We start from the raw sequence: 24,822 nt of genomic DNA, 5'->3' as shown, positions 1-24,822 counted from the left end.
AAGAGAATCTGTAATAATGAAGTTGTACGGCCATCATTGGAGCCTACTCGCAGTTTGTTTGCTTCTCGGAACATCAAAAAGCTGGGGCGTCAATTTTGATACCTCTTTGCTTGCGGGGGATTCTGCAAAATCGAATCTATCTCGATTTTATGAAGAACAGAGCATGCCTGCTGGTATTCAAGAAATGGATACTTATATCAATGGTGACTGGAAAGGCCGTTATCCTTTTGTTTTTACAGATGAACAGAACACTATCTTAATCAGCAAAACAGAAGCTGCATTATTTGGTATTCAATTACCTGAAACAACTGAAGAGACACAAGATTACACATTAGAACAATTGGTTCAGGGTGGTCGTTATGATGTCGATGTCAGCACACTCAGCATCAAAATGACCATTCCACAAAGCTTTTTACTGCGTACTGAAGTCGGCTATGTCCCACCTGAGTCATGGGAAAGTGGGATCCCAGCCGCTATGCTGTCATATAACACCACCTATTATAAAACTAACAATAAAAATGGCGATAAATCAACCAGCGATGATATCTATGCAGGTCTTGAATCAGGTATCAACCTTAACTCTTGGCAGTTTCGAGATAGCAGTTCAGTGCGTAAACATGCGGGTAGTAGCCTAAAATGGGAAAATAACACGCGTTATTTACGCAAAGCTTTACCACTCTATAAATCTAATTTTGTGGCCGGCGATTTTTACTCTCAAGGCACTCTCTTCGACTCAGTACGTGTACGTGGCGTATCTCTGGCCTCGGATATCAATATGCGCCCCACATCGCAACAAGGATTTGCCCCGATTGTACGCGGAGTTGCGCAAACGAACGCCCTTGTGAAAGTCATACAAAACGGCAGCGTTGTTTACCAAGAGAACGTTCCTCCGGGACAATTTACGATTGATAATATCCAGCCAACCGGCTCTGCGGGTGATCTGTTAGTTATCGTAAAAGAAGCTGATGGGCAGGAGCAATCCTTTACCGTGCCGTTTTCTGCCGTACCGGGTATGTTAAAAGAAGGCGTAAGCAATTATGCATTACTTGCCGGTAAGGTAAATCAAGAAAATGGCCATTATCAACCAGAGTTTTTTCAAGGGACTGTTGAATATGGTTTTAATAACCTGATAACGGGTTATGCAGGAACTATCGCGAGTGAAGATTATCAAGCCTACTTGCTTGGAACAGGCTGGAACCTGCCGATTGGTGCAGTTTCTGTTGATGTTACCCATGCAAATACTAAGCTACCAAATGAAACTTCCCGTGGGCAAAGTATGCGGATCTCATACAGCAAATTCTTGGATACTACCGCGACTAACTTTACCTTAGCAGCCTATCGCTATTCAACAAAAGGCTATTACAGTTTTAGCGATTCAATCCATGCTCATGAAGGCTATCGCCTCTATCAAGAGACCCTCGATAAACAGACACAAGGCTCTCGTCCTAATCAAGAAACAACCTCTTTTGATATGAACACATGGGACTCAATGCGTGGTGTGCGCCCTAAGAATACATTTACGATTAACTTAAACCAACGCCTTCCTGAAAATTGGGGAACGACCTATATTTCAGGCTCTCAGCGTGATTATTGGTCAACGACACCAACAACTCGCGAATACCAATTAGGCTACTCCAACGCATATGCAAATATCAGTTATTCTATCTCTGCCAGTAGAGTCCGCGACGGTAAAGGCAAAGAAGAGAACCGCTATTATCTCACCTTCAGCCTGCCTATGAACTTATTCGATAATAATGTATGGATAAGCACAGGTTTGACAGCGACTGATTCACATTATCAACAGAGCACCGTTTCCTTAAGTGGTACTGCATTGGAAGCCAACCGCCTAAGTTATTCCCTATCTGGAAGCAATCAACAAGGCGGACAAAATATGGCGAGTGCAAATCTTGCCTATCGTTCAAATATTTCCACGGTAGGCAGCTCTATCAGTGAATCAAATGATTATCGTCAAATAGGTTTGAGCGCTCGCGGTAGTCTAGTCGCTATTCCTTGGGATGTGCTGGCTTCCAATGAAATTGGCAACACCATGACCATAGTACAAGCACCAAAAGCACAAGGGCTCATGGTAAATGGAGACCAAAGTATCATAACTAATAAAGACGGATTAGCACTGGTACCTTACGCGACACCTTATCGTAAAAACTCAATCACCCTTTCGAATACAGAAAATGTTCAAGGTGCTGAAGTGATTGGTAATATTGCGAATAGTGCCCCGATTGAAGGATCCGTGAGTTTAGTTAAATTCAAAACGGATACCCGTAGCTCATGGGTTAGCCGTGCCTTCCAAAAAAATGGCAAAGCACTACCTTTTGGCGCTGAAATTACCGATCTTGATGGCAATGCACTCGGCTACGTAGGCCAAGCCAGTGTCTTATATTTGAAAGCTGAAACTTTCCCAGAAAGTGTCGTTATTCAACTGAATGATGGTGATTGCGTGATCAATCACTTGCCTGAAAATTTAGATGGCGTCGCTGGCATCTGCCAGTAATGGAACTCGTATCATGATCAAATACCTATATTTATTATTATTGATGGCCTTTAGTGGCTATAGCTACGCAATTTGTTATGAACAAGGTGTACGCTACGCACCACCAATCAGTATCGACCTTTCGGATAAGCTGACGCCCGCGACGCCCGAATGGGTCACCACCATTGCAACCCAGTATTCAGGTAACTTTAATTGTTCCACGACGCAAAGCGAATTTGGTTATACTAAAATTCTCAATACCGATGAAAAATACGCCACCATATTAAGCTTTAATAATGGGAAGTATAATGTCAGAGCACAAATCATTAACGATATCCCAAACAGAACGCTGAAAAAAACAGGCCGACATTCAGCATCTGAGCTAAATACCCCCGTCACGATCAAATTCTCTCTCGTGCCAAAAACAGGCACAATGGTTAGCGGTGATACCGTCAATTTACATGATATTTTATTTGTTACCGATTTAAGCGGCATGTCATTGTTTGATATTTTATTGTGGCCAGTTAAACAAATTATTAAGATCTTACAATGGCTATTTAATGGGTTTCATTGGCCATACGACGATCGCGATATGTTTGGTCAACCGATGATTTTAAAGTACGCCCCTAAACTAACCACCTGCGTCTTCAAAAATTCAGGCCTTGTGGTCACTTTACCTACATTGAGCAGTCATCAAGTGCTCAACGACTCCCACGCAGGCTATACACCATTTGCACTCAATATGCGTTGTGAAAACCTTGGTGGAGGCAACAATATTGCAGAGCGGTCGATTGATATCTTTTTATCCAGTAATAATCTACTTAGCTCTGATAACTCGGTGCTGATAGATAAAACAGCTAATGCAGCACAAGGTGTCGGTATACGCTTAGTCAAAACCAACACACCAAATATCCCTATCGTTATCTCACAAAACCCCAATAACCGCGGGAAAGCGACGTCACTGTTTTATGTGAATGCAGGTGGGCAGTTAGAACCTAACTTTAGCATTCCAATGGCAGCGTATTATTATGCATGGGATCCAAGACGAGTCACCCAAGGCACCATAAAGACATCTGCGACCTTAAATATTGTTTATCCATAAATAATTAGGGCGCTATTTAGCGCCCTAATTCAGACTGTTGACAAACATATCATGTTTGGCTGCAGTCGTTAGGGGTTCTGAAATAAACGAGGAAAATCAATTCATTGATTTTCGGCTGATAACACGGAGCGGGAAAAACCACGCTTTTATCCCGCTTCGTCAGCAACCTCAGTTAGGGCGCTATTTAGCGCCCTAATTAATATCATTATTTATTCGCTTTACTACCAAATGGCGGCTTAGCGAACCAAACCGTGATGATCAAGGCAATAAATACCCATCCACATAACCAGAAGATTTCATTAGCAGCAATAATCAGTCCTTGGCTAGTGATTTCTTGCGCAATAAAACCGGATGTTTGCTCATTACTTAAACCATGCGCTCCCATTTCTTTATACATCTCAAGGGATTCAGGATTGTAATCGGTAATATAATCCGTTAACTGACTATGATGAACCGCTTCCCTATCACTCCACATGGTCGTTGTAATCGAAGTACCAATTGAGCCTGCAAGGGTACGGAAAAAGTTAGCTAAACTCGATGCCGATGCCAGTTTTTCAGGCGGTAGCCCTGACAATGTTAATGTCGTCAATGGCATAAAGAAACAAGCAACTGCCATCCCTTGCACCAATTGAGGCCATACGACCGCGGTAAAATCCATACTTGGTTCAAAAGTATAAGCTCGCCAGAAGAAACAGATCGCATAGAACACAAAGCTAAAAGTGACTATCCAACGTATATCAAGGAAGTCTGATAGCTTGGCAACCGGCGCTGAAAATAGAACAGGCAGTAACCCTATCGGTGCCAACGCCAAACCGGCCCATGTCGCGGTATAGCCATATACCTCTTGTAATAGTTGGGGTAACAAGACAATTGCCCCAAAGTAGGCCATATACGCTAAGCTGACTGAGATAGTCCCGATAGTAAAATTACGTGATTTAAACAGTGCTAACTCGACGATAGGGTTTTTATCGGTCAACTCCCAAATCACTAAGAATACTAGCGCAATCGCTGAAATCACCGCTAAGATGACGATTTCATTAGATGCTAACCAACCTAACTCTTTCCCTTTATCCAGTAATACCTGTAAACAACCAACACCAACGGATAGCAATGCTAGCCCAATGACGTTGAACGGAACTTTCACCACCTTCGATTCCATTCCTTTTAAGATTATGGAGCCAACAATGACCACAAAAATCCCCAAAGGAACGTTCATAAAGAAGATCCAGCCCCAATGGAAGTTATCACTGATATAACCGCCAAAAATAGGACCAAATACAGGAGCCAAAATGATAGTCATCGACCAAAATGCCAACGCCATATTTTGCATTTTAGGTGGATAACAGCGCATGATCAGACTTTGTGATAGCGGGATAACGGGTCCGGCTACTGCACCTTGTAATACACGGTACAAAATCAGCATACCAAGACTATCTGAAAAGCCACACAGCAATGAAAAAATGGTAAATAATGCAGTCGCCCACAAAAATACACGCACTTCACCAAAACGTTTGGCAAGGAACCCTGAAATCGCAATTGATATGGCGTTAGAAACACCAAATGAGGTGATCACCCATGTACCCTGAGACATCGAAACACCGAGATCACCTGCAATCGTTGGAATTGCAACGTTAGCAATAGTCGAGTCCAGTACCTGCATAAAGGTCGCCAGCGACAATGCTATCGTTGCCCATACCAGTTTTGAGCCCTTTAGTGGTTGAATATCGGCCACATCCACTCCTTTTCGGGCTAATCCGCGTTTTCGTTAATGATCGTGTCGATAACAGCATCGACCTCATTGAGTTTCAGTACCAATACATCACTCTCAAATGCCGGCGTTTCGCGCTGAACCTCAGCTAAGACCGGACCATTTTCATCTTTAATATCAATAGTTGCGTTCATCGATAAACCAATACGCAATGGATATTTAGCCACTTGTTCAGGATCTAACTCTACACGTACAGGCAAACGCTGAACCACTTTGATCCAGTTACCCGTCGCATTTTGTGCCGGTAATAGAGAGAAAGCACTACCTGTTCCCATATCGAGCCCTACCACTTTCCCAGTAAACACAATATCGTCACCATAAAAATCACTGGTTAACGTCACGGGCTGCCCGATACGTACTTTTTCTAACTGGGTTTCTTTGAAGTTAGCATCCACCCAGACAGGTTGTGCGGGCACGATAGCCATTAATGACCCTTGTGGGCCAACTTGTGAACCGACTTGTACGTTACGACGCGAAACATAACCCGTCATTGGGCTTTTCACTTCAGTACGTTGCAAGTTAATCCACGCATTGCGCACACTATCAGCCGCTTGTTGGATAGCGGGCTGCTTTTTCAGCTCTGTATTGCGCAATAATGCGCGATTCGCATTATATTGCTGAATAGAAATATCCAGAGCTGCTTGTGCGAGTTGCACCGCTTCTTGTGAATGCTGCAAATCTTCTTTCGATATTGTTCCGCTACGACCTAAAGCCACGCGACGTTGGTAATCTTTCTGTGCTTGCGCAAGTGATACTCTATTTTTTTGGATCTGAGCTTGATACTCATCACCATTAATATACAGCTCTTTAGTTTTACGCACGGTGGTGGCTAAATCGTGTTTTGCTTGTTCATACGCTAACGTTGCATTGGTTTTATCCAATACCACCAGCACATCACCTGCTTTTACTAAATCGGTATTTTCAAAATTTACTTGCGTCACATTACCGGTTGTTTGCGCAATAATAGGTATTTGTAGCCCCGAAACATACGCATCATCAGTATATTCCTGAAAGCGTAATACCAAAAACCAGTAAGCGCCATAAGCAACAAACAGCAAAACAATAATAATGGAAGCTATTGCCATCCATAGTTTTCTGCGTGTTTCATTTTTTTTCGTTTTTTGATTAGTTTCGATTGAATTTGTCGGTTGATCCATAATAACTCTCTGGGTCTTACTCATTTATTAATCACTGCTCTTATCTTTACGGAGTAATACTAATAAAGCAATAGCGATTTCCATTTAACAAATTAATTTTTTGACATTCTGACTAATTAGAATGTTATATTTTTCATCGATAAATGATAATAATGTTTAATAGCGAACATCTTAAATAGAAAGTCATTAACATAATGAATTACAAAGATTATTTTTGTTGACTTTTTACTCTACAGATTTATTATCTCCACAAACAAGATTATTTTTAATTTATTCGTTTTTTACTCTAAATAATTCGAAGTTCAGCTAGACAACAAGTGGCTCCATCACTAGCCATATACATAAGTATGTAACTGGCAAGTAAATGCGGTCAACAACGCTGTAACTTGAACTATAACGAGTATAGATTGTTTTCATCAACACCGCCCATTTACTTATTCTTATAATTATATTTGCTGCCTAATGGGATCATTTTTGATTAATCTCAACATTTCCCATTATAAAATTAGTTAGTCATATCGTTATACAGAATAAGAAAAATCAAGTTATTACTATAGAGACCACTATACTTTAAATAATTCGAGTTGTAGGTCGACAGTAAACGGAAATAGGCAAGGAGTATAGATACACTCGGTGACTCGGCTAGCTGAGCGTAGTCAACAACCCTGCATCTTGAAGTATGACAAGTATATAACTTCGATCTTTCAGGAGAAATGATGAAAGCAATTGAGCAGCAATCAGGGCAACAACAGATCATTGAGCAGTTATTTGCAGGGAAATATCGTGACCCCTTTTCATTTCTCGGCATGCACCGCGTGGGAGAAATAACCTATTTTCGCGTATTACTACCGAATGCTCAGCAAGTCACGATTTTAGATAGATTCACTGCCACGCCCGTTATTCAGCTGTCTCAAATTGATCCTCGAGGTTTCTTTTCTGGCCATATTGCCTCTTTAGATAAAAACTTTACCTATATCTTGCAGATTAACTGGGGGGATACTCAGCAAGTTATTGAAGATCCTTACCGCTTTGGAACACTACTTAGTGATGCAGACACTCAGCAAAATTTTTCATTTGAAAAGTTGGGTGCGCACTTACGGCAACTTGATGATATCAGTGGTACCCATTTCTGTGTTTGGGCTCCTAATGCGCAACGAGTTTCAATCGTTGGCGACTTCAATTTTTGGGATGGTCGCCGCTATCCAATGCGTTATCGTCCTGAAAGTGGGATCTGGGAAATTTTTCTACCCGCAATCAGCGCAGGAACACGCTATAAATATGAAATACTTGATGCGAATGGTGAGCTACAATTTAAATCAGACCCTTATGCCTTTCGTAGCCAATTACGTCCTGATACCACATCAATTGTTTCCCCTCTTCCACAAAAACGTTATCCGACCAAAAAACAAGCACAAGCTAATCAACGTAATGCCCCTGTTGCTATTTACGAAGTCCACCTAGGTTCATGGCGACGGACACAAGATGGCACAACGTGGCTAAGTTATCGAGAACTCGCAACAACATTACTCCCTTATGTTAAAGACATGGGGTTTACCCATCTCGAAATATTGCCAATCAGTGAACACCCTTTTGATGGCTCTTGGGGCTATCAACCATTAGGAATTTATTCACCAACCAGCCGCTATGGTTCACCACAAGACCTGATAGATTTTATCGATGAAGCGCATCGACAAGGTATTAATGTGATCCTCGATTGGGTTCCAGGGCATTTTCCTTCTGATGCCAATGGGTTAGCCAACTTTGATGGTACGGCACTCTATGAATACGCTGATCCAAAAGAAGGCCGACATCGTGATTGGGACACCTTGATTTATGACTATCGCAGCCCCGAAGTTCGCCGATTCTTAGCCGATAATGCAGTATATTGGGTGGAACGTTTTGGATTTGATGGATTGAGAGTCGATGCTGTTGCATCCATGATCTACCGTGATTACAGCCGCCCAGATGGAGAATGGATAGCTAATGAGTACGGCGGCAACGTCAACCTTGAAGCTGTTAGCCTACTACAACACACGAACGAATTACTGCATCAAATTCAGCCGGATACCTTAATGGCGGCAGAAGAATCAACCAGTTTCTCTGGCGTCACACTTCCACCTTCCCTTGGTGGATTAGGCTTTAACTACAAATGGAACATGGGTTGGATGCATGACACCCTCGATTATTTACAGTTAGACCCAATTGCTCGTAAATTTCATCATAATAAAATGACCTTCGGTGTGATGTATGCATGGAGTGAAAACTTTATTTTGCCATTATCCCACGATGAAGTCGTCCATGGTAAAGGCTCACTGTTGCGCAAAATGTCTGGCTCCCCTGAACAAAAATTTGCCACACTGCGTGCCTATTACGGATTTATGTGGGCGCATCCAGGTAAAAAACTCCTTTTTATGGGGGGAGAGATGGCGCAGTGGCGTGAATGGGATCATGACGGTCAGCTAGACTGGGAACTGCTCGATATTCCAACTAGCCCCCATGCAGGCGTACAACGTTTTGTCAAAGATCTCAATTTCACCTATCGCCACACACCCGCGCTATACGATCATGATCATCATCCAGAAAGCTTTGAATGGCTGATCGTCGACGATCACGATAACTCTGTATTTGCATTTATCCGTTACGCCGCCAATGGCGATGCATTGTTTATCGTGAGCCATTTCACCCCAGTGACTCGTGAACACTACCGTATTGGCGTCAAAACTGCGGGAGAATACCAAATCGTGCTCAACAGCAACGCACATATCTATGGTGGAAACGATGCGCAAGACACTGCATCCGTGACCAGTCAACCAATCAAAACCCACGGGTGTGACCACTCGATCGAGTTAACGCTGCCACCACTCTCAACGCTGTATTTCAAACTTAAGTCACCACTTAAACATACACGGCTAGCCTCGAAACAGAAGTAAGGAGTCAAAATGAAAATATTACATGTTTCTGCCGAATTCTTTCCTTTAGTCAAAACAGGTGGCTTAGCCGATGTCGTCGCTGCACTACCGGCTGCACAACGACAGCATGGCTCCGATGCAAGAGTTTTACTCCCCGGTTTTCCGGCGATTATCAATCAAGCCACCGATAAACAAAAAGTCACCACGCTAAACACTTATGCAGGTGAAATCACCCTCTATTACAGCCAATATCAAGATACACCAATGTATATCATTGATGCGCCACATTTATACCAACGCGAAGGCAGCCCTTACCACGATGGTTATAATAATGCTTATCACGATAATTATCGTCGATTTGGAGTATTAGGCTTTGTGGCGGCAGAGCTTGCTAGAGGTTGTGACTCACTATGGCAGGCAGAAATCGTCCATGCACATGACTGGCATGCTGCTCTAGCCTGTGCTTATCTTGCTGCTTACGGTTATCCCGCACGCTGCATGTTCACGATCCACAATATCGCCTACCAAGGACTATTTTCGCCACATCATATTCATGAATTATGGTTACCCACTGAGTTTTATAATGTGAATGGTTTAGAATTTTATGGTCAACTTTCCTTTATGAAAGCCGGTTTATTTTATGCCAACCACACCAATGCTGTCAGCCCAACCTACGCAAAAGAAATCTTAGATCCTCATTATGCGAATGGTTTAGATGGCTTATTAAACCAACTCAATCAAGAACAGCGGCTGAGTGGAATTTTGAATGGTATCGATACCGCCGTATGGTCACCTTCTCACGATAAATTGCTTGCACACAAGTACAGTGATCGCAGCCTAAAAAATAAGCCAAAAAACAAACTTGCTATCCAGAAGTTACTTGGCCTAGCCCAACAAACTGAGCAGCCCTTGTTCGCGGTTGTCAGCCGCATGACCCGCCAAAAAGGTTTAGATCTGATCCTAGAGGCTTTGCCTGATCTACTCAGCTCAGGTAGCCAATTTATTTTACTGGGTAGTGGGGATCACGATCTGGAAGATGCTTATCGTCATATTCAATCACAATACCCCGATCAAATTCGCGTGATTATCGGCTACGACGAACCTATGTCTCATCAAATTATTGCGGGCGCCGATGTATTGATGGTACCAAGCCGTTTTGAACCCTGCGGTTTAACTCAGCTATATGCACTACGCTATGGCACATTACCACTGGTGCGACACACGGGTGGCCTAGCGGATACGGTAACAGATTGCTCGCTGGAAGCGCTTAAACATAAAACTGCGACTGGCTTTGTATTTCACGAAAGTGACTCTACCGATTTGAAAGCCGCAATTGATCGGGCATTTGCATTATGGGGATCCCCAACACAATGGCAACAAGTACAAAAAAATGCCATGGCAAAAGATGTCAGCTGGCATAAATCTGCCGAGGCATATTTAGCCATTTATCGTCGCTTGCTGGATCAGTGATATTTGGAAGAGATAAAGCGGTATCCTCCGCTTTATCTTGCAAATAATAGTGCATTACTCTTACGCCTTTCAGTAAGAGTTTGTTCAATCTCTTTTTGTATTGTTTTTGATACTGATATTTCTTGAGCCAGTTTTGGAAAATAAGATAACGTGTCAACAATTTGTTGAATACAAATACGTGCTTGCTCCCAATTAGCAAAGCCGGCATCTTCTGCTAACTTTTGTATTGTCTCCCGTGGAGGTTTCTTGCCAAAACCCATAAATATAATGACATACCCATTCAAATCCGGCCTATTCCGCGATTCCTCCATTTCTTTCTTTTTCTCTTCCATATACTGACAAAACTCACGCCAATGTTTTCCTGTTCCCACTCTTGTCAGAAGAACATTAATGATATCGATACGTAATCCCAAACCAATAAGTGACGTAAAAGATAAGTCCAGATCATATCTTTTTTGACATAGAGCTGGGGTGACTGGCAACTGCTCAAAAATTTGATACTAACCCCTGCTTACTTCAAAGTAAGTAGAATATTCCAAGTTGCCAAACCGACGCCCTTGAATATATTCACCCCATTCTCAGATTGCATCTGTATGATTTTGTTACCTTAGTATCAGCTAGTCGTCGTTCATCCGACCGCAACTAATACACAGCCATTCGAGCAGCCACACGCCACTTTATGGCCTTCGAGTGCGACAGGGATCCCGTTGATTTTCATTAAGCTGTCCCCCTCGGCGATAGTGCCGGTTTTTTTGCACGAAGGGCAATAAACCGAGTCACCCACACAGGCGACGCCTTCGGTTTGTTTAGCTAGGGAAGAGCCTGTCAATACTGTACCGCCGGTATTGGTGGTGTCGTTTTTTAAAATGATTTTACGGCCGTTAACGGTGCTGCGCATATTGATATCCTTACATATTTAGTGCTTCACTATTGTCAATTCCAAATGAACTTTTTCATTAATCAGTTCAACAAGCTTTCCTTTTTTCTTCGAACGCTATTACACTGACTTTATAGTTCTGAACTTCTATGATATTAAGTCAAAACTCCACGGGATAAGCCCTGAAAATTGTAACTGACCAAACCACTTTGGTCTGAGTTCGTCTTGAAAACAGTTCAGCCCATCTAGATACTGTGCGATGACACAAAGAAAAATAATATTCTCTTTACGTATTGGCATTGAATTAATATTCTTTAACGCTTGTTTTAAAAATAAATCTTTTTCTTTATAGTTATCACTAAATTGTTTATTCATATCCTTTAATAGAAACAAGTCAATTTCTGATTTTAGTATCGAGGGGTCATCACCGATAACTGCATAGCGTTTCTTGGCATATTCAATTATTTCACGCACATTGTTAGATAAATCTAACGCTTGATAATTTTCAATCGTTTCGTCTAGCCATGCTTTACTTTTGGAGGCTTTTAGCAAAACCACTTGCTCAAGATGTTCTTGTTCTGCTTGGTATAATGGCGACTCAGTATAAAATTGTCCACAGTAGAGCATTAACGTCGTTTGTGTCACGCAAAGATATTGGCTTGCTCGACCAATGGATTCAAAATACAGGTAATTCTTTTTTAATAGATTAAATAATGTCTCTCGTTTAATTTCATAATATATTAATGCAGATTGATGTTCCTCCTCAAAATAGTTAACCGCATCAAGATAAAAGGCTTGCAGCTTATTATCGCGAATGATTTGTTTGCTTTGTGCCGTCAACCTCATGACATTCCCCCATCTCTTAAGGCGGTTAACTACCGCCTATGTTCTGTAATTAAAATAGCTTGTTAATAACTTGCAGCTCGGGATTAATCGTAATGAGGTCATCAATTATTTGGTTATAGATAGCGGGCCTATTTTGCTTCCAACCCACCATATCCGGACGATGCTCTATCGCCATTGGGGTTTTTAATAACGGATGATCAATGACAGGGGTAGTTAAGCCATGTTTAGCGCGAAAATTTTTGACTGCTTGATATTCAAAAGGCCACGCTAATAAAATTTCCATATCGATTTCATAGCCTGTTGAGCTTTGCTCATTCTCATTCTCTGCAAATAATGCAGACCATTCAATATGCCTGTCACATAAAGTAATCAACCATTGTTCTATAACGTCATGACTTTCAGTATAAAGTGCTTCTTGGCAGAATCGTTGATAAAACGGGTCGATAGGAATACCTGCACTCTCCCAATCTATGGTCTGCTCTTTTTCACTTGCCAGCATTTCAATGGCTAACACACCTAATTTTTGAGGACGGGTATACATTGGAAGGGATTTTGCCATTTTTCCCGATTGAATACTTTCAATGATTTTATCGTAGCAAAGATGTCCAACTCTAAAATCGTCACAAGCAAAATCCATTAATAAAATTTCGCCTTGCTCAGCAAGGTTAAAAAAGCATTTGTGTCTTTTATAGTTATCATAATAACCCAATATATAGTTTAAATTCTTATGATAAAAAAAACGCTCAAATGTGTAGAAAACTTTATTAACTTTTTTATACAACTGAAACATATATATCATTGCAATTGATGATGCATTAAAGTCTAAAATAGACATATAATCAATATATTTATTCTCATTATTATCATGCATTACATCTTCAATGCTTTCAATAAAATCTTCATTTATAAGATCTTCAATGTCATTAACATCCCTAGTTGTTTGATTGACTCTTTTTTCTACATATTTAATTACATCATTTGCTCTGGTCATTTATTTAAACGCCTCAATTATATAGAAAGAACCGTATTTATTATTGCTTGACACATTCAATTTATCATCAATAGCAACTGTTAATTTAAAACCTGCAATATTACTCTTACTGATATCTTTTTTAATTTCAACTAACATTTTCCTTTGTGCTCTACTTAAATTATAATCATTATGTCCTTGAACAAAAGATATATTTGCTAGACCAGTATGCTTACTTATATTTCCAATATAATCTTTTTGAGCTTCACTTGGTTCACCACTTTTTGGTGTTGCATTTGGCCCAAACTTATCCTTCATCGTTGTTTTGATTTCAAACGTCACCCACTCAGGTGGCGGTGGCTCAATTTTACAAATTAAATCAATACCTTGTCCTTTTGCGTTTTGCAATGCTAACATTTTTTCGGGAACAAAGCGTTTACCCAATAAAGGATTTAATTCATTTCCATCTTTATCAAGACGGGAGGATTTGTTGGCTAATGGGGCTTTACCATAACGCGTTTTCATGAACAACTTATCAAATAGCGTGCCTTTTTTAATCTCATTAACAACGTGCTGCTCGCCGAGATACCCCACAAACTGCGCCATTTTCAAGGAAGCAAGCCCATCATAAAATAAATCAGAAGTTAATACCTTTTGTAACTCATGTTCAGACTTTAAGTTGATTTCAATGTGCCCAGTAACTCGACGTTCAGCACCATTCGGCTTACCTTGTATCCGTAACACACAACTGCCATCGGGTTTTGGGCCAAAACACGTAACAATCGTATCATCAAAATGGCGTGTAAACGTTTTTCCAACGACATTAAAGCGAGTAATAATCGTATTTTTTAAGAGTTTTGCGGCTTCTTCACTGACAACTTTTGCCGTAATACCGTTAAGGTAACCCTCTTTAAATTCGAAGAGCTTAGCCATAATAGTCCTTTATTCTATTTACCTTGAGACACGTTATGCAATTTAGGTTCTCCTTGAAAGGACTCTAAATAGAGTGTGCCCCCAACCCCCATACTCCCTACACTGGTAATAGCTTGCGTTTTAACCTTTTTACCAAAAAACATAAACAGGTTCATGGCATGATACGTCGTGACAAAGCTTTTTGTGTTCCCCGTCTGAGAATCAAGGTATTTCATGGAGTTTAAAAGGACGTTATACCCTTTTTCTTTGTTATATCCCCACAAAGCCGTAGAATCCTCAATCAAGTCATTTGTCGAAAAAATCACATTTAATCCATCGGCAATTAAAGGGATCACTCTGGCACCATTTTTCACCGTTGTAATTGCGGCCCCGACCCCAAAAGCTAAAAAAATCAAATCAACGGCAATAGACTTACCTAAATTAATTTTTTCCTCCATACGTTGTTGACGAATGTCTCGAATAATACGCTTAACAACTTCTTCTGCTAGCTCAGGGGAATTTTTTGTCTTCACCTCCTTACTACCCCGTGTTGGAAGGTTATAAACTGTAAAGCTCGGTGTAACTGTTATCGTTCTTAAGTTTTTACGGTAATCCACATCTGATAACGCAACATTGGTATACCCTGTCATAATCTCATAAGTATCCCCGGCATGAGGATCACCTTCTAATTCCTCAAATGGTTGCATGCCATGTGTTTTTTCCCGTGCAAGCTCAAACTCAAGTCGATAATAACTTTTGGCAAATTTATAACGTGTGCCACGATAAAGAAAGGAAGCATCTTCAGGGCGCTCTGCGGCAGGGATAAAGGCCAACATAAAGCTGAAATACGATTCCGTTCCTTCACCGCCATCCGGACTAAAATGGGCTCTTATCGCGTCTTGTAGTTGAGAATAGCCCATAATTTCGGCGGCAATCTGGCTGATCCTTGGCTCTACCGTGTTATCTTGACTTTTCTGGTTGATATGCTCCATAAAGGATTCAAAAGAAATCCCTGTCGGCATGGGCTCAGGCTCGATTTCATTAGGACACGCCTCATTGTACGTTTCCTCCCAAGCTTCATCGAAAGGGCTACGAGCCTCAGCATTGAAGGTATCAATGACTTGTTTATCATCCGATAACATCACACACGACTTAACACTGAGCTCACACGACTGAGTGTCTATCGGATCACTCACTCGTTCATCCGTAAAACGTTTTTCACATTCCATCACAGCTCCTTTACGGCAAGTTGCCACTCTCATCTACTCACGGTGATTAAAATAACTTATTAATAACTTGCAGCTCGGGATTAATGGTAATGAGGTCATCAATCATTTGGTCATAGATAGCGGGTCTATTTTGCTTCCAACCCACCATATCTGGACGATGCTCTATCGCCATCGGGGTTTTTAATAACGGATGATCAATGATAGGAGTGCTTAATCCCTGTTTAGCGCGAAAATTTTTGACCGCTTGATATTCAAAAGGCCACGCTAATAAAATTTCCATATCGATTTCATAGCCTGTAGATCTTTGTTCGTCAGAATTGATACCAAATAGGGCTGACCATTCCACATGTTTATCACATAGCGTAATAAGCCATTGAGCGACAACATCATGATTTTCATTATAAAGTGCTTCTTGGCAGAAACGTTGATAAAAAGGATCAATGGGGATACCTGCACTTTCCCAATCAATGGTTTGATTTTTTTCACTTGCCAACATTTCGATAGCTAATACACCCAATTTTTGAGGGCGAGTATACATCGGCAATGAATCCGCCATTTTACCTGATTGAATGCTTTCAATAATTTTATCGTAGCAAAGGTGACCAATTCTAAAATCATCACAAGCAAAATCCATAAGAAGGATTTCTCCTTGTTCGGATAAACTCCATACAAAACCATTATCTTCATCATCATAATAATTCATTAGAAACAATAAATTAGAGTGATAAAAAAATTTTTCAAAGAAAAAGTTTTTCTCTTTTTTATTATAAAGTTCATTTAAATATCCCATAGCTATAGAACTACGATCTCTATCCAATAGAGAAAAAAAACTAATAAAATCCATAGGACTACTATTATTTTTTGCCTCATTAAAATCATTTTTGAAATCACTAAATATTTCATGATTTAGTTCAGTAAGATCAAGATTTTTCATTGCAAAATTTTTTATAACATATTTTTCTATGGAATTTATCGTTTTCATTTTGTTAACTCCTCAAAAATATACAGTTGTTTATATTTCAAATTACTTGAAACATTAAATTTATCATCTATCCCAATAGTTAATTTATAGCCTTTGACTATTGAATCCTCATCTTTTTTTCTTCTACTATTTCGCTTTATATCCTGAATAAGCTCTGTCATTTCCTTTCTAATGCTTTGATTTATTGAATATTCATTCACCTTAGATCTTAAAGAGCGTTCTGCTAGATCGATATGTTTACTCAAGTTACCAATTGGGTCTTTTTGGTAATCACTGACCTTTCCCGCTCTTGGTGTTGCATGCGGACCAAAGCTTTCTTTCATCATTGTTTTAGATTCGATGGTGATCCACTTTGGTGGTGGTGGATAAGGGGCAACTTTACAGATAAGATCAATTCCATGTCCTTGCCTATTCTGTAGGCTAAATACACTGCCAGGCACAATTTTTTTATCTCCTTTTAATGTAGATAAAAATGGAACAGCAGTTTTTCCACGATTTTTAATATACCCTTTACTCAATAAATCACCTGAATTAGCGGCTTTTCTTGCGTGGTTTTCTCCAATGTAACCCACAAATTGGGCGAGCTTCATCGCTGCAATATCGTCATATAATTTTTGCTCTGACAGAACCTTATGTAGATCCTCTTTTTTGATATTTAGCTCAACATGTCCTTTAATATTCTGTGATTGCCCATTTGGCTTGCCCTCTATACGTAAAATATATCCGCCTTCTACTCGAGGACCAAAAAGGGTAATTTTAACATTGTCTAAATGTCGTTCAAATGAGCGTACCTTTGGGACTATATGTGACACATTAATTTCATCCAACCCTTTGGTTTGATGGGTATTTGTGATTCTTAATGTATTTGTTTTTGCCATTTTGCTATCCCATCGCCTTATTTTATATTTTGTGTCATTGTCAACGTGCTTTCTTGCCCAACAAAACTTTCAAGGTAAACAAGACTTGCACCACCAGAGGCACTGGTGACACCGGTTAAGGCTTTGGTTTTGACATTTTTTCCAAATAAAATAAACATATTGGCGGCGTGATAACTGGCTTCAAACGCTTTAGTATTCCCTGTTTGGCTATCAAGGTATTTCATTGAATTTAACAGCACGTTATACCCTTGGTTTTCGTTATATCCCAAAAAGGCCGTCATATCTTCAATCGTTTGATTGCCCATCAAAACCACATTAGCGACTTCGCCTGCTACACGGTAAGCCACTTTCCCCCCTAATCGGATAGCGGCGCCAACCCCAGTAAATAACAACGCGATATCGACAGCGATCATCACCCCTTGTGCAAATTTCTCGCCATTTTCATCCGCTTTATTTTGGATATCGATATCTGAGGCAATATATTCAATCAGTTCATCGGCTAACTCTGTGTAGGTTTTCACCGTAAGGCTATCACCCCGAGTTGCCTCTCGCTTTTTGTGCCCTTTTTCATCTACTGTCCATTTATCAATCCAAGCATCGACTACCGTGTATCTCAGAGATACGGCAATCACTTTTTGGAGATCATTGACCGCTGTCATTTGTACATTAGAAGGTGTTGCCATCTGTTGAATATCATGCACACTCCCTGTCGGGCTTGTGTAAGCTTTACTGGTATAAGGTTCAAATGTTCGTTCTAAAAAAAATTCAATTTTATAGTGGTGACGTCCAAATTTATGCGATTTCCCCTTATAATGAAATTCACTGCCTTTTGGGCGTTCATGTTGAGAAACAAAAGCCAACATAAAACCGAGAAAAGCCTCAGGCGTCCCCAGTCGCTCCCTTAATGTCTCAAAAAAGCGATTATGTCCCATAATCTCTTCCGCAAGTTCTTTCATTTTATTCGGTGCGCTAGTGGACTGACTTATCGTTGAAACATATTCCAACAATGAATAGTAATCGACACCAACCGGAATTTTTTCTTTGGGAACTGTGCCGTCTTCATTTTCAGGATACTCTTCCCAGCCTTCATCAAACGGACTGGCAATATTTTGATTGTAATAATCAATATCGGCTTGTTCATGACTTAAAAAAAAGCAATCTTTGGTACTTTGTTCACACGGTTGGGCATCAACAGGATCACTCACCGGTTCATCTGTAAAATGTTTTTCACATTCCATCACGGCTCCTTTACTGCAACACAAGAAACTGGTTGCCACTGACATCATCAGCAAGAATAAATAACAGATTATCCATAAATTCGAGGTAGTCGTTCACCGGTAAGTAAGGCAATAACGTTTTTACGGTGACGGGGTCGTAATAACGAAACATCAACCAGGTTTTCAGTTCTTCATCATAAACTTGGTTAAATTTACGTAAATGATGCGCTAACTTGTCGAGAGATAAACGAGAGCGCAAATAAATGCCCAAGGGTGCTTTTTGACTATTTTCGAGTAGCCATATGACAAACGGTGAATCGGCTTCTAGCTTCACTAAATAAGGCGCATAAAACGAATAATGCTCTGCACTGTCACCTTTCCATAAACAACGATACTCCACCTCAAAGATATCCAATAGCGCCGCGATATCAGGGCGTTTAATTGCATCGATGATCGCCCAGCTTTGACTCAGCGTTGTCAGTTTACCTTTAATCACCTGCTTCTGGTCATGACGAGTGAACAGTACATCGCCAAACAAATAGGCTTGCAGCATCGCGGGTTTATTGCTCTTATCTGCCTCATAAGGCAATAACGTTAAGCGTGATGAACTCATTGAGCCTCTCTCTCCTTCTTCGCTTTCGCACAAATTTCACAAAACGGTTGTCCCTCTTCTGTCGCTGCCATCAGCGCTTTCACTTGATCGACACCGCCGCCGCCAATATCCAGTGATGAAGTATTAATTTTGAGTTGTTTCGCCTTAATCGTGATCCCTGAACTGTCTATCACAATGCTGCCCCCTGATCCTGCAAGTGTCAGCTGGTTTTCCGCATGAATAATGTAGTAAGGCGATTGCGAAAACAGTTTAGTTTTCACTTCTTCATGACGCTGGCCTTCTACCACCGTTTTTTGATTACCACTGATTTGTGTGTGCTTATCTGCAAAAATCACCGATTTATGGCTGCTGTTAATTACTTCCGTTAAGTTCTGATCAATTTGAATTTCTTGATCTTGCAAAATATGGATCACCGAATTGCGACCAATTTTCTCATAATGATCACGCCCTACATCGGTGCGCTTATCTTGACCAATGCGCTCTTCTTGATCGACCCCCACCTGTTTTTGTCGGTTATGACCGATGGTATGGAACTCATCATTGAGGATATGGGTACGGTGATCTTTTTGCGCATGTAGATAAATCTCTTCGCGACCGTTATAATCCTCAAAGCGCAGTTCATTGAATCCCTCACCTTTGTGGGTTTTGGTACGAAACGTGGTGCGCGTCTTGTCTTTGGGTAAGTCTATCGGCGGACGATTTCGACCATTATAGGTACATCCGGTTATGATGGGCTTATCTATGTCATTGTTTAAATAAGATATTATGACCTCTTGCCCGATCCTGGGGATCGCCATAAACCCAAATCCATCGCCGTTCCAACCCTGTGCCACTCTCACCCAGCAGGATGCGCTGTGGTCGGGCTTTCCGCGTCGATCCCAATGGAAATAGACCGTCACCGCCCCTTGTTCATTGGTGTAGATTTCTTCGCCCGGCGGTCCCACCACCGTCGCAAGTTCATTGCCATCGGCAGTCGGTTTATAACGGTACGGCGGTCGCCACTCTTGGGTGCTTGGCATAAAGGTGATGCTGTTGCTCAGCTGGGTTCCTTGACCGCCGCTGTTGTCGGCAAGCGGTTGTACGCCGTGGTGATGCGCAGTGACCACTTGCCAATCATCGTTCATCTTGCTGCTGGGGTGGTTGCTCAGCGAGAAAATTCGCCCCGGTGCCAGTTCGATACAGTTGCTCGAGGCCGTACCCACTTCACGGTTGTTTTGCGATTGCTCGTAACGAATTTGATTGAACACGTTGCCTTCGGCGTCGTCTTGAAAGCGTCCGTAGCTTTCAAACACTTCGTGTTGTTGGTGATTTTCACCCGTCACTTGGTGGCTCAGCGGGTGAGACGGGCGCAGTTGATTGTAATCTTTATCAATACGAATATCGCTGCACAGGTTTTCTACATAACGCCATGCGGTCACCGTGCTGTCAGTGATATCGGTCTCCGATTGTGGGTTATAGGTCAGGTGCAGTCCCGCCTTCATCCCCAAGTGGCGGTCGCTGTAAAACATCATCGAACCTTCCTCAAACCAGAAGGTGATGCCTTCTTCGGCCGCGAGGCGGCACCAGAAATCGAACATCGTTTCGCGCTTTTGGGTAATATAGCGGCGTTCAAGATGCTCTTCGGGGTGATACAACAACTTGTCGTTGGGAATATGCGCTTCCTGTAATAAGGTGTTGAGCACCTTCGGCACCGTGGTGTTTTGGAAGATGCGGCTGTCTTGTTTAAGGGTCATCACCCACATTTCAGGGCGAATAACAAACTGATACCACGTCTTCACCCCGTCAGTATTTCCCTGCTCAACGCTCGCCAATAACCCCTCAATTTTTCGGGTGACTATCCCTTCTCGCATCACCGTGAGTGAGCATTTATCCCCCAGTACCCACTTAAAATCGATATTGGGCAATGGACTCACCGCTTGAATGGTCAGGGTGAACAGTTCCGACAACCCTTCGTGCAAGTCAAATTGAGTGACTTGAAACGTGCCTTCGGGAAGATTGGCAATTTGACACGTAAACACCAACCCTGAATAAAGCTTACGATTGGCTATCGCCTCGTAGATATCAATGCCGCTCGCTTGAGGTTGGTTAGCGAGAGCCGAGCCTGATGGCACATCAAGGCGTGGCGGCTTGGTTTTATTCACTAACGATTGCCAGTGGTTCGCGGCTTTTTCCGCATCGGATAAGGGCTTTTTCGGTATATTGGTTGGCATCAGTGGTTTCCCTACTTAATTCAATGTGTCATCAGGCGCAGTCGGTCACCACGCCATCCTTTAATGATGGTTACAACAGCGATTTATAGCCTTGTAACGGTGAGGGCGATAAATACCACGTCGGTAAATCGCTATCGCCAAAGTTCACTGACATCTCTAACAACATGTTTTCAGATAAACAAAATGGGAAAAAATGGTACAAATGCGTCACAAACATAAAGGCCTCGCCTTCATTTTCAAATTGCGCTCTATCGAGGGTTAGGCTCAGCGATAAGCAGCGGTGAGTCTTACCTTTGAGAATGTAATCATAGAGATGCGTATCCAGTGCAACACAGCCCGAAAGGAGACGTTCCAATTTTCGGGTCACTTGCCGGTCGTTTTCACGGTATAAAATATAGTCTGATAACATCTGCTTGATGGTCGACAATGACATCAACATAAAGGCATTGGCGCTGTAATGGGAAAGCAGCTGCCAATAATATTTATCATTCACAATCGGCGGATAACAATTTGATAATGCAGTGATATTTTTCGTTACCACCCCTTCAGGTACGGCTTCATCGTGCCGATTTAAGACTCCCACACGGCTGTCTTGATAATGTTCAAAACTAATGTATTGGCAGGAGAAACACAGGCTCGGCGGTAACGTCATGGGTTCACCCTGATTGGTATAGAAATTCAAGTAATACAGGGTGCGCCCGCGAATATCGGTATCGATAGTCAACGCATAAAACAGCGCTTGTTGATATTGAGGGAGTAATCGCGATGCCGCCGTGAAATCGGTCATCGGGTAAAAATCGCAATACACCCCACGCTCGGCTTCATGAGACTGCAATGCCAGCTGAACATCCGATAAACTCGCCAAATAGTGATTAGCAGGGATAGGCAATAAATAAGACGATTCACCGTACTGAAAATCCATTTTCAATTCGTTTTGTTTTTCGCGATCAATCGTCGGCACACAGTTTAAATAGAAGCTTTCTTCGCATTGGGCGGGGGTGATTGGCAACTGCTGATTGAAGTAAATATTGATCACGACTATGGGATCAGTTTGCCAATCCAGTTCTTTCACTATTGAGGGTACATCAATATCAATAAAATGATGCACATGCGGTAGATAGAAGCCTTCAAGCAACTGCTGAGGTGCCGATAGACCACGCTCCGATTGCTGAAAAATTTGATACTGTTTACCGATTTTCGGTTCAAAGTAAAAATCGATATTGTTACCACGATATTGCTTATTATTATGAGACAGCTCGATATAATCAAAATATTGGCTAAAGCCTAGCATTAAAGCATCTGCAACAATTTTTTCTTTACTTAAAAACAGGTTCAAGGCTGCTGTTGCCTGTGAAGTCGCTTCACCACGATACTTCACACTCAGTGAAATGCAGCTGCGGTTAGGTTGATGGGTAATTTTTTTCTCAACAATTGAAAATGGTTGTAAAGTCATGCCGTAGCACAAACTAAAACTACTGCCATCAGGCCCTAAAACTGAATGACCTGCTGGAATATCATAAGGATAGCTAACCACCTCAGTTTGATCGACCTGAATAATGGTGGTCGAAGGTAACCCTTTGATAGCCTGAGAGCCTAGACGCTGTAATAGCGGTAAGGTGATCTCAGGAAAAGCATCATCGATTTTTTCTTGCAATCGCGCGGAAAGAAAAGCAAACCCTTCAAGTAGGTAGCCCGTGTGCGGATCTTGTGGATCTAAAACATGCGCAAGGTGAGGTTTCTCTTGTGCATAATTATCAGCCAATTTCTGCAAATATTGCTTTTCTTGTAGGTATTTAATTTCACTCATTATTTATCTCTTTCCGCCGTCACGCTATCAACCTATGTTTTAGTATGAGTTGGGTTTTAGTCCCTGCTTTTCCGCCTGCTTTTGCAGTTCGTAGTAACGCGCCAGTAAGCCGTTAATTTGCCCATCAATATTGCTAATCAGCGTTGGCGAAATTGGCTGGCCACTTTCGATTTGCAGTGCAAACTCACGCAGTTTTTCTTCTACTGGCGTGCTTTTGTTATGTTGTTTTTGAATGTCATAAATCGCCGTTTTTAAATAAGACAGAGTGAAACTCCCGCGATTACGCTCTTGCATAACAATCTTGTCTGACAACTGTTGTAATAACGACGATGTTTCTGACCAGCTATCATCAATAGGGGCATTCTCTAACCGAGTCGTAATGAGATTTTGCCAATTGCGGCTTGCGTAGGCTTGATCGGCATCGTTCGGCCAGAGCCTTTTTGCTGTGTCCACTAGGGCATCAGACTGTTTTAAACTAAAGACTGGGGATTGTTTTTCTAACAGATTAAGACTGTCTGAATAGCTGGCTAGTTCAGGTTTAAATAACCAGTGCGCTGCGGCACCTTCAGGTACTGAAGTGGTCGCAACAAGCGCTTGTTTGAGTGAGTAATATATCGGATAACCAATACTTGCAAAGACCACGGCACTCGCAATTACGCCGATAAGAAAGCCTTTTGTTGCACTCATTTTGTCATGGATAGGTAACGGAGCAGGCTCTGAAGGCGTCGGCGTTTCAATAACAATCGATTGTATTGGCGGTTCTTGCTGAGCTTTCGGTTGTTGGATATACACCAACGGTGGCAGTTTTACCGCTTGGCTTTTTATTTTACTCAGAGAGTCTTCGCGCTGTTCTAGATTTTTCGCCGAGTTTTGGAAGAACCACAGTAGATTTTCTAGCTTAGGCACCTTTGACCATGTGGTTTGTGCCAGTTTATCGATAATCAGCTGTAGAGCTCGTTCGGAACGGTAGATCAGACGTAAATCATTGGTATCAAAAGTAAGTTGGCGCAGGGTAGAGCCTGCGCGGCTGTTAAACCAATTTAGAATATCGGCGCGATGATGTGGCTGCTCTGGCCACAAGTGTTCCCACTGAGTGACAACGACACTGGCTAGCAGTTCACACCCTTCAGTAAAACCACTTAATCCATGCAGCTGTAATCGTGCCATGGTGTAATAAATACCACTTTGTAAATCAATACCGTGGTTTTTGAATAATGTTAGGCAAAGCGATTCAATTAATGTCCAGCTCACTTCAGGACGAGCGGGATGGTTCAGTTTATTGAACTCGGCTTTCAAGGCGATAAATTCAGGGGTCTCCAACGGAGACCCTCCCACTTTGATCACTAAATTTTCAGATTGCGTACTCATTATTTCGCTATTCCTTTGT

19 protein-coding genes are annotated in these 24,822 nt (G+C 41.7%); 4 read left to right on the top strand and 15 right to left on the bottom strand.

Translation table 11 applies throughout. The annotated features are described in order from the left end of the window. Positions 1-16 precede the first annotated feature (16 nt). Together JI723_RS01345 and JI723_RS01340 are read left to right on the top strand one after the other, a co-directional pair. Positions 17-2,509, top strand: coding sequence for a fimbria/pilus outer membrane usher protein (locus tag JI723_RS01345; RefSeq protein ID WP_140186929.1), 2,493 nt, complete (start codon positions 17-19; stop codon positions 2,507-2,509). A 13-nt stretch (positions 2,510-2,522) separates the two neighbouring features. Further along, positions 2,523-3,590 carry a fimbrial protein gene (locus JI723_RS01340; RefSeq protein ID WP_337979950.1) on the top strand — a complete coding sequence of 356 codons (1,068 nt, stop codon included), beginning with the start codon at positions 2,523-2,525 and terminating at the stop codon, positions 3,588-3,590. Positions 3,591-3,795: 205 nt separating this feature from the next. On the opposite strand, the gene JI723_RS01335 is transcribed toward JI723_RS01340, so the two are convergent. Then, the gene (locus JI723_RS01335) at positions 3,796-5,322 is read right to left on the bottom strand and encodes a DHA2 family efflux MFS transporter permease subunit (protein ID WP_140179757.1); all 1,527 of its coding nucleotides are present in this window, start codon (positions 5,320-5,322) and stop codon (positions 3,796-3,798) included. Between the two features lie 17 nt (positions 5,323-5,339). Then, a complete protein-coding gene (gene emrA, locus JI723_RS01330) occupies positions 5,340-6,515 on the bottom strand; it encodes a multidrug efflux MFS transporter periplasmic adaptor subunit EmrA (RefSeq protein ID WP_140179759.1) in 1,176 nt (391 codons plus the stop codon). A gap of 716 nt (positions 6,516-7,231) precedes the next feature. Between emrA and glgB the strand changes: the two genes are divergently transcribed. Both glgB and glgA read left to right on the top strand, forming a co-directional pair. After that, positions 7,232-9,445: a 1,4-alpha-glucan branching protein GlgB gene (gene glgB, locus JI723_RS01325; RefSeq protein ID WP_272580525.1), complete on the top strand. Its 2,214-nt coding sequence runs from the start codon at positions 7,232-7,234 to the stop codon at positions 9,443-9,445. Positions 9,446-9,454: 9 nt separating this feature from the next. Continuing rightward, the gene (glgA, locus tag JI723_RS01320) at positions 9,455-10,894 is read left to right on the top strand and encodes a glycogen synthase GlgA (protein WP_272580526.1); all 1,440 of its coding nucleotides are present in this window, start codon (positions 9,455-9,457) and stop codon (positions 10,892-10,894) included. Between the two features lie 32 nt (positions 10,895-10,926). Here the strand turns inward: glgA and JI723_RS01315 are convergent, their stop codons facing one another. The 13 genes from JI723_RS01315 to JI723_RS01255 all read right to left on the bottom strand — a co-directional run bounded on the left by JI723_RS01315 (position 10,927) and on the right by JI723_RS01255 (position 24,803). After that, on the bottom strand, positions 10,927-11,226 hold the full coding sequence (locus JI723_RS01315; protein ID WP_337979734.1) for a hypothetical protein: 300 nt from the start codon (positions 11,224-11,226) through the stop codon (positions 10,927-10,929). Between the two features lie 296 nt (positions 11,227-11,522). Next, complete coding sequence (locus tag JI723_RS01310; protein WP_319067927.1) at positions 11,523-11,792, bottom strand: PAAR domain-containing protein; 270 nt, start codon at positions 11,790-11,792, stop codon at positions 11,523-11,525. A 126-nt stretch (positions 11,793-11,918) separates the two neighbouring features. Next, the gene (locus tag JI723_RS01305; RefSeq protein WP_272580531.1) at positions 11,919-12,617 is read right to left on the bottom strand and encodes a hypothetical protein; all 699 of its coding nucleotides are present in this window, start codon (positions 12,615-12,617) and stop codon (positions 11,919-11,921) included. 49 nt (positions 12,618-12,666) lie between these two features. Next, a complete protein-coding gene (locus JI723_RS01300) occupies positions 12,667-13,608 on the bottom strand; it encodes a hypothetical protein (protein WP_319067931.1) in 942 nt (313 codons plus the stop codon). Beyond that, entirely contained in the window at positions 13,609-14,520 is a 912-nt protein-coding gene (locus tag JI723_RS01295) for a hypothetical protein (RefSeq protein WP_319067933.1), read from the bottom strand. It abuts the gene before it with no gap. Positions 14,521-14,534: 14 nt separating this feature from the next. Beyond that, complete coding sequence (locus JI723_RS01290; RefSeq protein WP_337979733.1) at positions 14,535-15,728, bottom strand: hypothetical protein; 1,194 nt, start codon at positions 15,726-15,728, stop codon at positions 14,535-14,537. Positions 15,729-15,774: 46 nt separating this feature from the next. Then, the gene (locus JI723_RS01285) at positions 15,775-16,518 is read right to left on the bottom strand and encodes a hypothetical protein (protein WP_420704849.1); all 744 of its coding nucleotides are present in this window, start codon (positions 16,516-16,518) and stop codon (positions 15,775-15,777) included. Between the two features lie 188 nt (positions 16,519-16,706). Then, the gene (locus JI723_RS01280) at positions 16,707-17,588 is read right to left on the bottom strand and encodes a hypothetical protein (protein WP_070929516.1); all 882 of its coding nucleotides are present in this window, start codon (positions 17,586-17,588) and stop codon (positions 16,707-16,709) included. A gap of 17 nt (positions 17,589-17,605) precedes the next feature. Further along, positions 17,606-18,826 (bottom strand): hypothetical protein, encoded by a 1,221-nt coding sequence (locus JI723_RS01275; protein ID WP_337979731.1) that lies wholly within the window; start codon positions 18,824-18,826, stop codon positions 17,606-17,608. A gap of 10 nt (positions 18,827-18,836) precedes the next feature. Continuing rightward, a complete protein-coding gene (locus JI723_RS01270; RefSeq protein ID WP_070929519.1) occupies positions 18,837-19,418 on the bottom strand; it encodes a DUF4123 domain-containing protein in 582 nt (193 codons plus the stop codon). Continuing rightward, a complete protein-coding gene (locus tag JI723_RS01265; protein WP_337979730.1) occupies positions 19,415-21,628 on the bottom strand; it encodes a type VI secretion system Vgr family protein in 2,214 nt (737 codons plus the stop codon). The genes JI723_RS01270 and JI723_RS01265 overlap by 4 nt, the downstream gene beginning before the upstream one ends. 70 nt (positions 21,629-21,698) lie before the next feature. Continuing rightward, on the bottom strand, positions 21,699-23,435 hold the full coding sequence (locus JI723_RS01260; protein WP_337979729.1) for a type VI secretion system baseplate subunit TssF: 1,737 nt from the start codon (positions 23,433-23,435) through the stop codon (positions 21,699-21,701). Between the two features lie 39 nt (positions 23,436-23,474). Continuing rightward, positions 23,475-24,803 carry a VasL domain-containing protein gene (locus tag JI723_RS01255; RefSeq protein ID WP_272580540.1) on the bottom strand — a complete coding sequence of 443 codons (1,329 nt, stop codon included), beginning with the start codon at positions 24,801-24,803 and terminating at the stop codon, positions 23,475-23,477. Positions 24,804-24,822: the final 19 nt, after the last annotated feature.

The organism is Providencia manganoxydans, from assembly GCF_016618195.1.
In the GTDB taxonomy this organism is placed as follows: Bacteria; Pseudomonadota; Gammaproteobacteria; order Enterobacterales; family Enterobacteriaceae; genus Providencia; species Providencia manganoxydans.
This window is presented reverse-complemented; position numbering and strand designations above follow the sequence as displayed.

Bases quoted from the DNA above. Each gene is read 5' to 3' on its own strand.
- JI723_RS01345 (WP_140186929.1), top strand. From the start codon at position 17: ATGAAGTTGTACGGCCATCATTGGAGCCTACTCGCAGTTTGTTTGCTT.
- JI723_RS01340 (WP_337979950.1), top strand. From the start codon at position 2,523: ATGATCAAATACCTATATTTATTATTATTGATGGCCTTTAGTGGCTAT.
- emrA (WP_140179759.1), bottom strand. From the start codon at position 6,515: ATGGATCAACCGACAAATTCAATCGAAACTAATCAAAAAACGAAAAAA.
- glgB (WP_272580525.1), top strand. From the start codon at position 7,232: ATGAAAGCAATTGAGCAGCAATCAGGGCAACAACAGATCATTGAGCAG.
- glgA (WP_272580526.1), top strand. From the start codon at position 9,455: ATGAAAATATTACATGTTTCTGCCGAATTCTTTCCTTTAGTCAAAACA.
- JI723_RS01315 (WP_337979734.1), bottom strand. From the start codon at position 11,226: ATGGAAGAGAAAAAGAAAGAAATGGAGGAATCGCGGAATAGGCCGGAT.
- JI723_RS01310 (WP_319067927.1), bottom strand. From the start codon at position 11,792: ATGCGCAGCACCGTTAACGGCCGTAAAATCATTTTAAAAAACGACACC.
- JI723_RS01305 (WP_272580531.1), bottom strand. From the start codon at position 12,617: ATGAGGTTGACGGCACAAAGCAAACAAATCATTCGCGATAATAAGCTG.
- JI723_RS01300 (WP_319067931.1), bottom strand. From the start codon at position 13,608: ATGACCAGAGCAAATGATGTAATTAAATATGTAGAAAAAAGAGTCAAT.
- JI723_RS01295 (WP_319067933.1), bottom strand. From the start codon at position 14,520: ATGGCTAAGCTCTTCGAATTTAAAGAGGGTTACCTTAACGGTATTACG.
- JI723_RS01290 (WP_337979733.1), bottom strand. From the start codon at position 15,728: ATGGAATGTGAAAAACGTTTTACGGATGAACGAGTGAGTGATCCGATA.
- JI723_RS01285 (WP_420704849.1), bottom strand. From the start codon at position 16,518: ATGGGATATTTAAATGAACTTTATAATAAAAAAGAGAAAAACTTTTTC.
- JI723_RS01280 (WP_070929516.1), bottom strand. From the start codon at position 17,588: ATGGCAAAAACAAATACATTAAGAATCACAAATACCCATCAAACCAAA.
- JI723_RS01275 (WP_337979731.1), bottom strand. From the start codon at position 18,826: ATGGAATGTGAAAAACATTTTACAGATGAACCGGTGAGTGATCCTGTT.
- JI723_RS01270 (WP_070929519.1), bottom strand. From the start codon at position 19,418: ATGAGTTCATCACGCTTAACGTTATTGCCTTATGAGGCAGATAAGAGC.
- JI723_RS01265 (WP_337979730.1), bottom strand. From the start codon at position 21,628: ATGCCAACCAATATACCGAAAAAGCCCTTATCCGATGCGGAAAAAGCC.
- JI723_RS01260 (WP_337979729.1), bottom strand. From the start codon at position 23,435: ATGAGTGAAATTAAATACCTACAAGAAAAGCAATATTTGCAGAAATTG.
- JI723_RS01255 (WP_272580540.1), bottom strand. From the start codon at position 24,803: ATGAGTACGCAATCTGAAAATTTAGTGATCAAAGTGGGAGGGTCTCCG.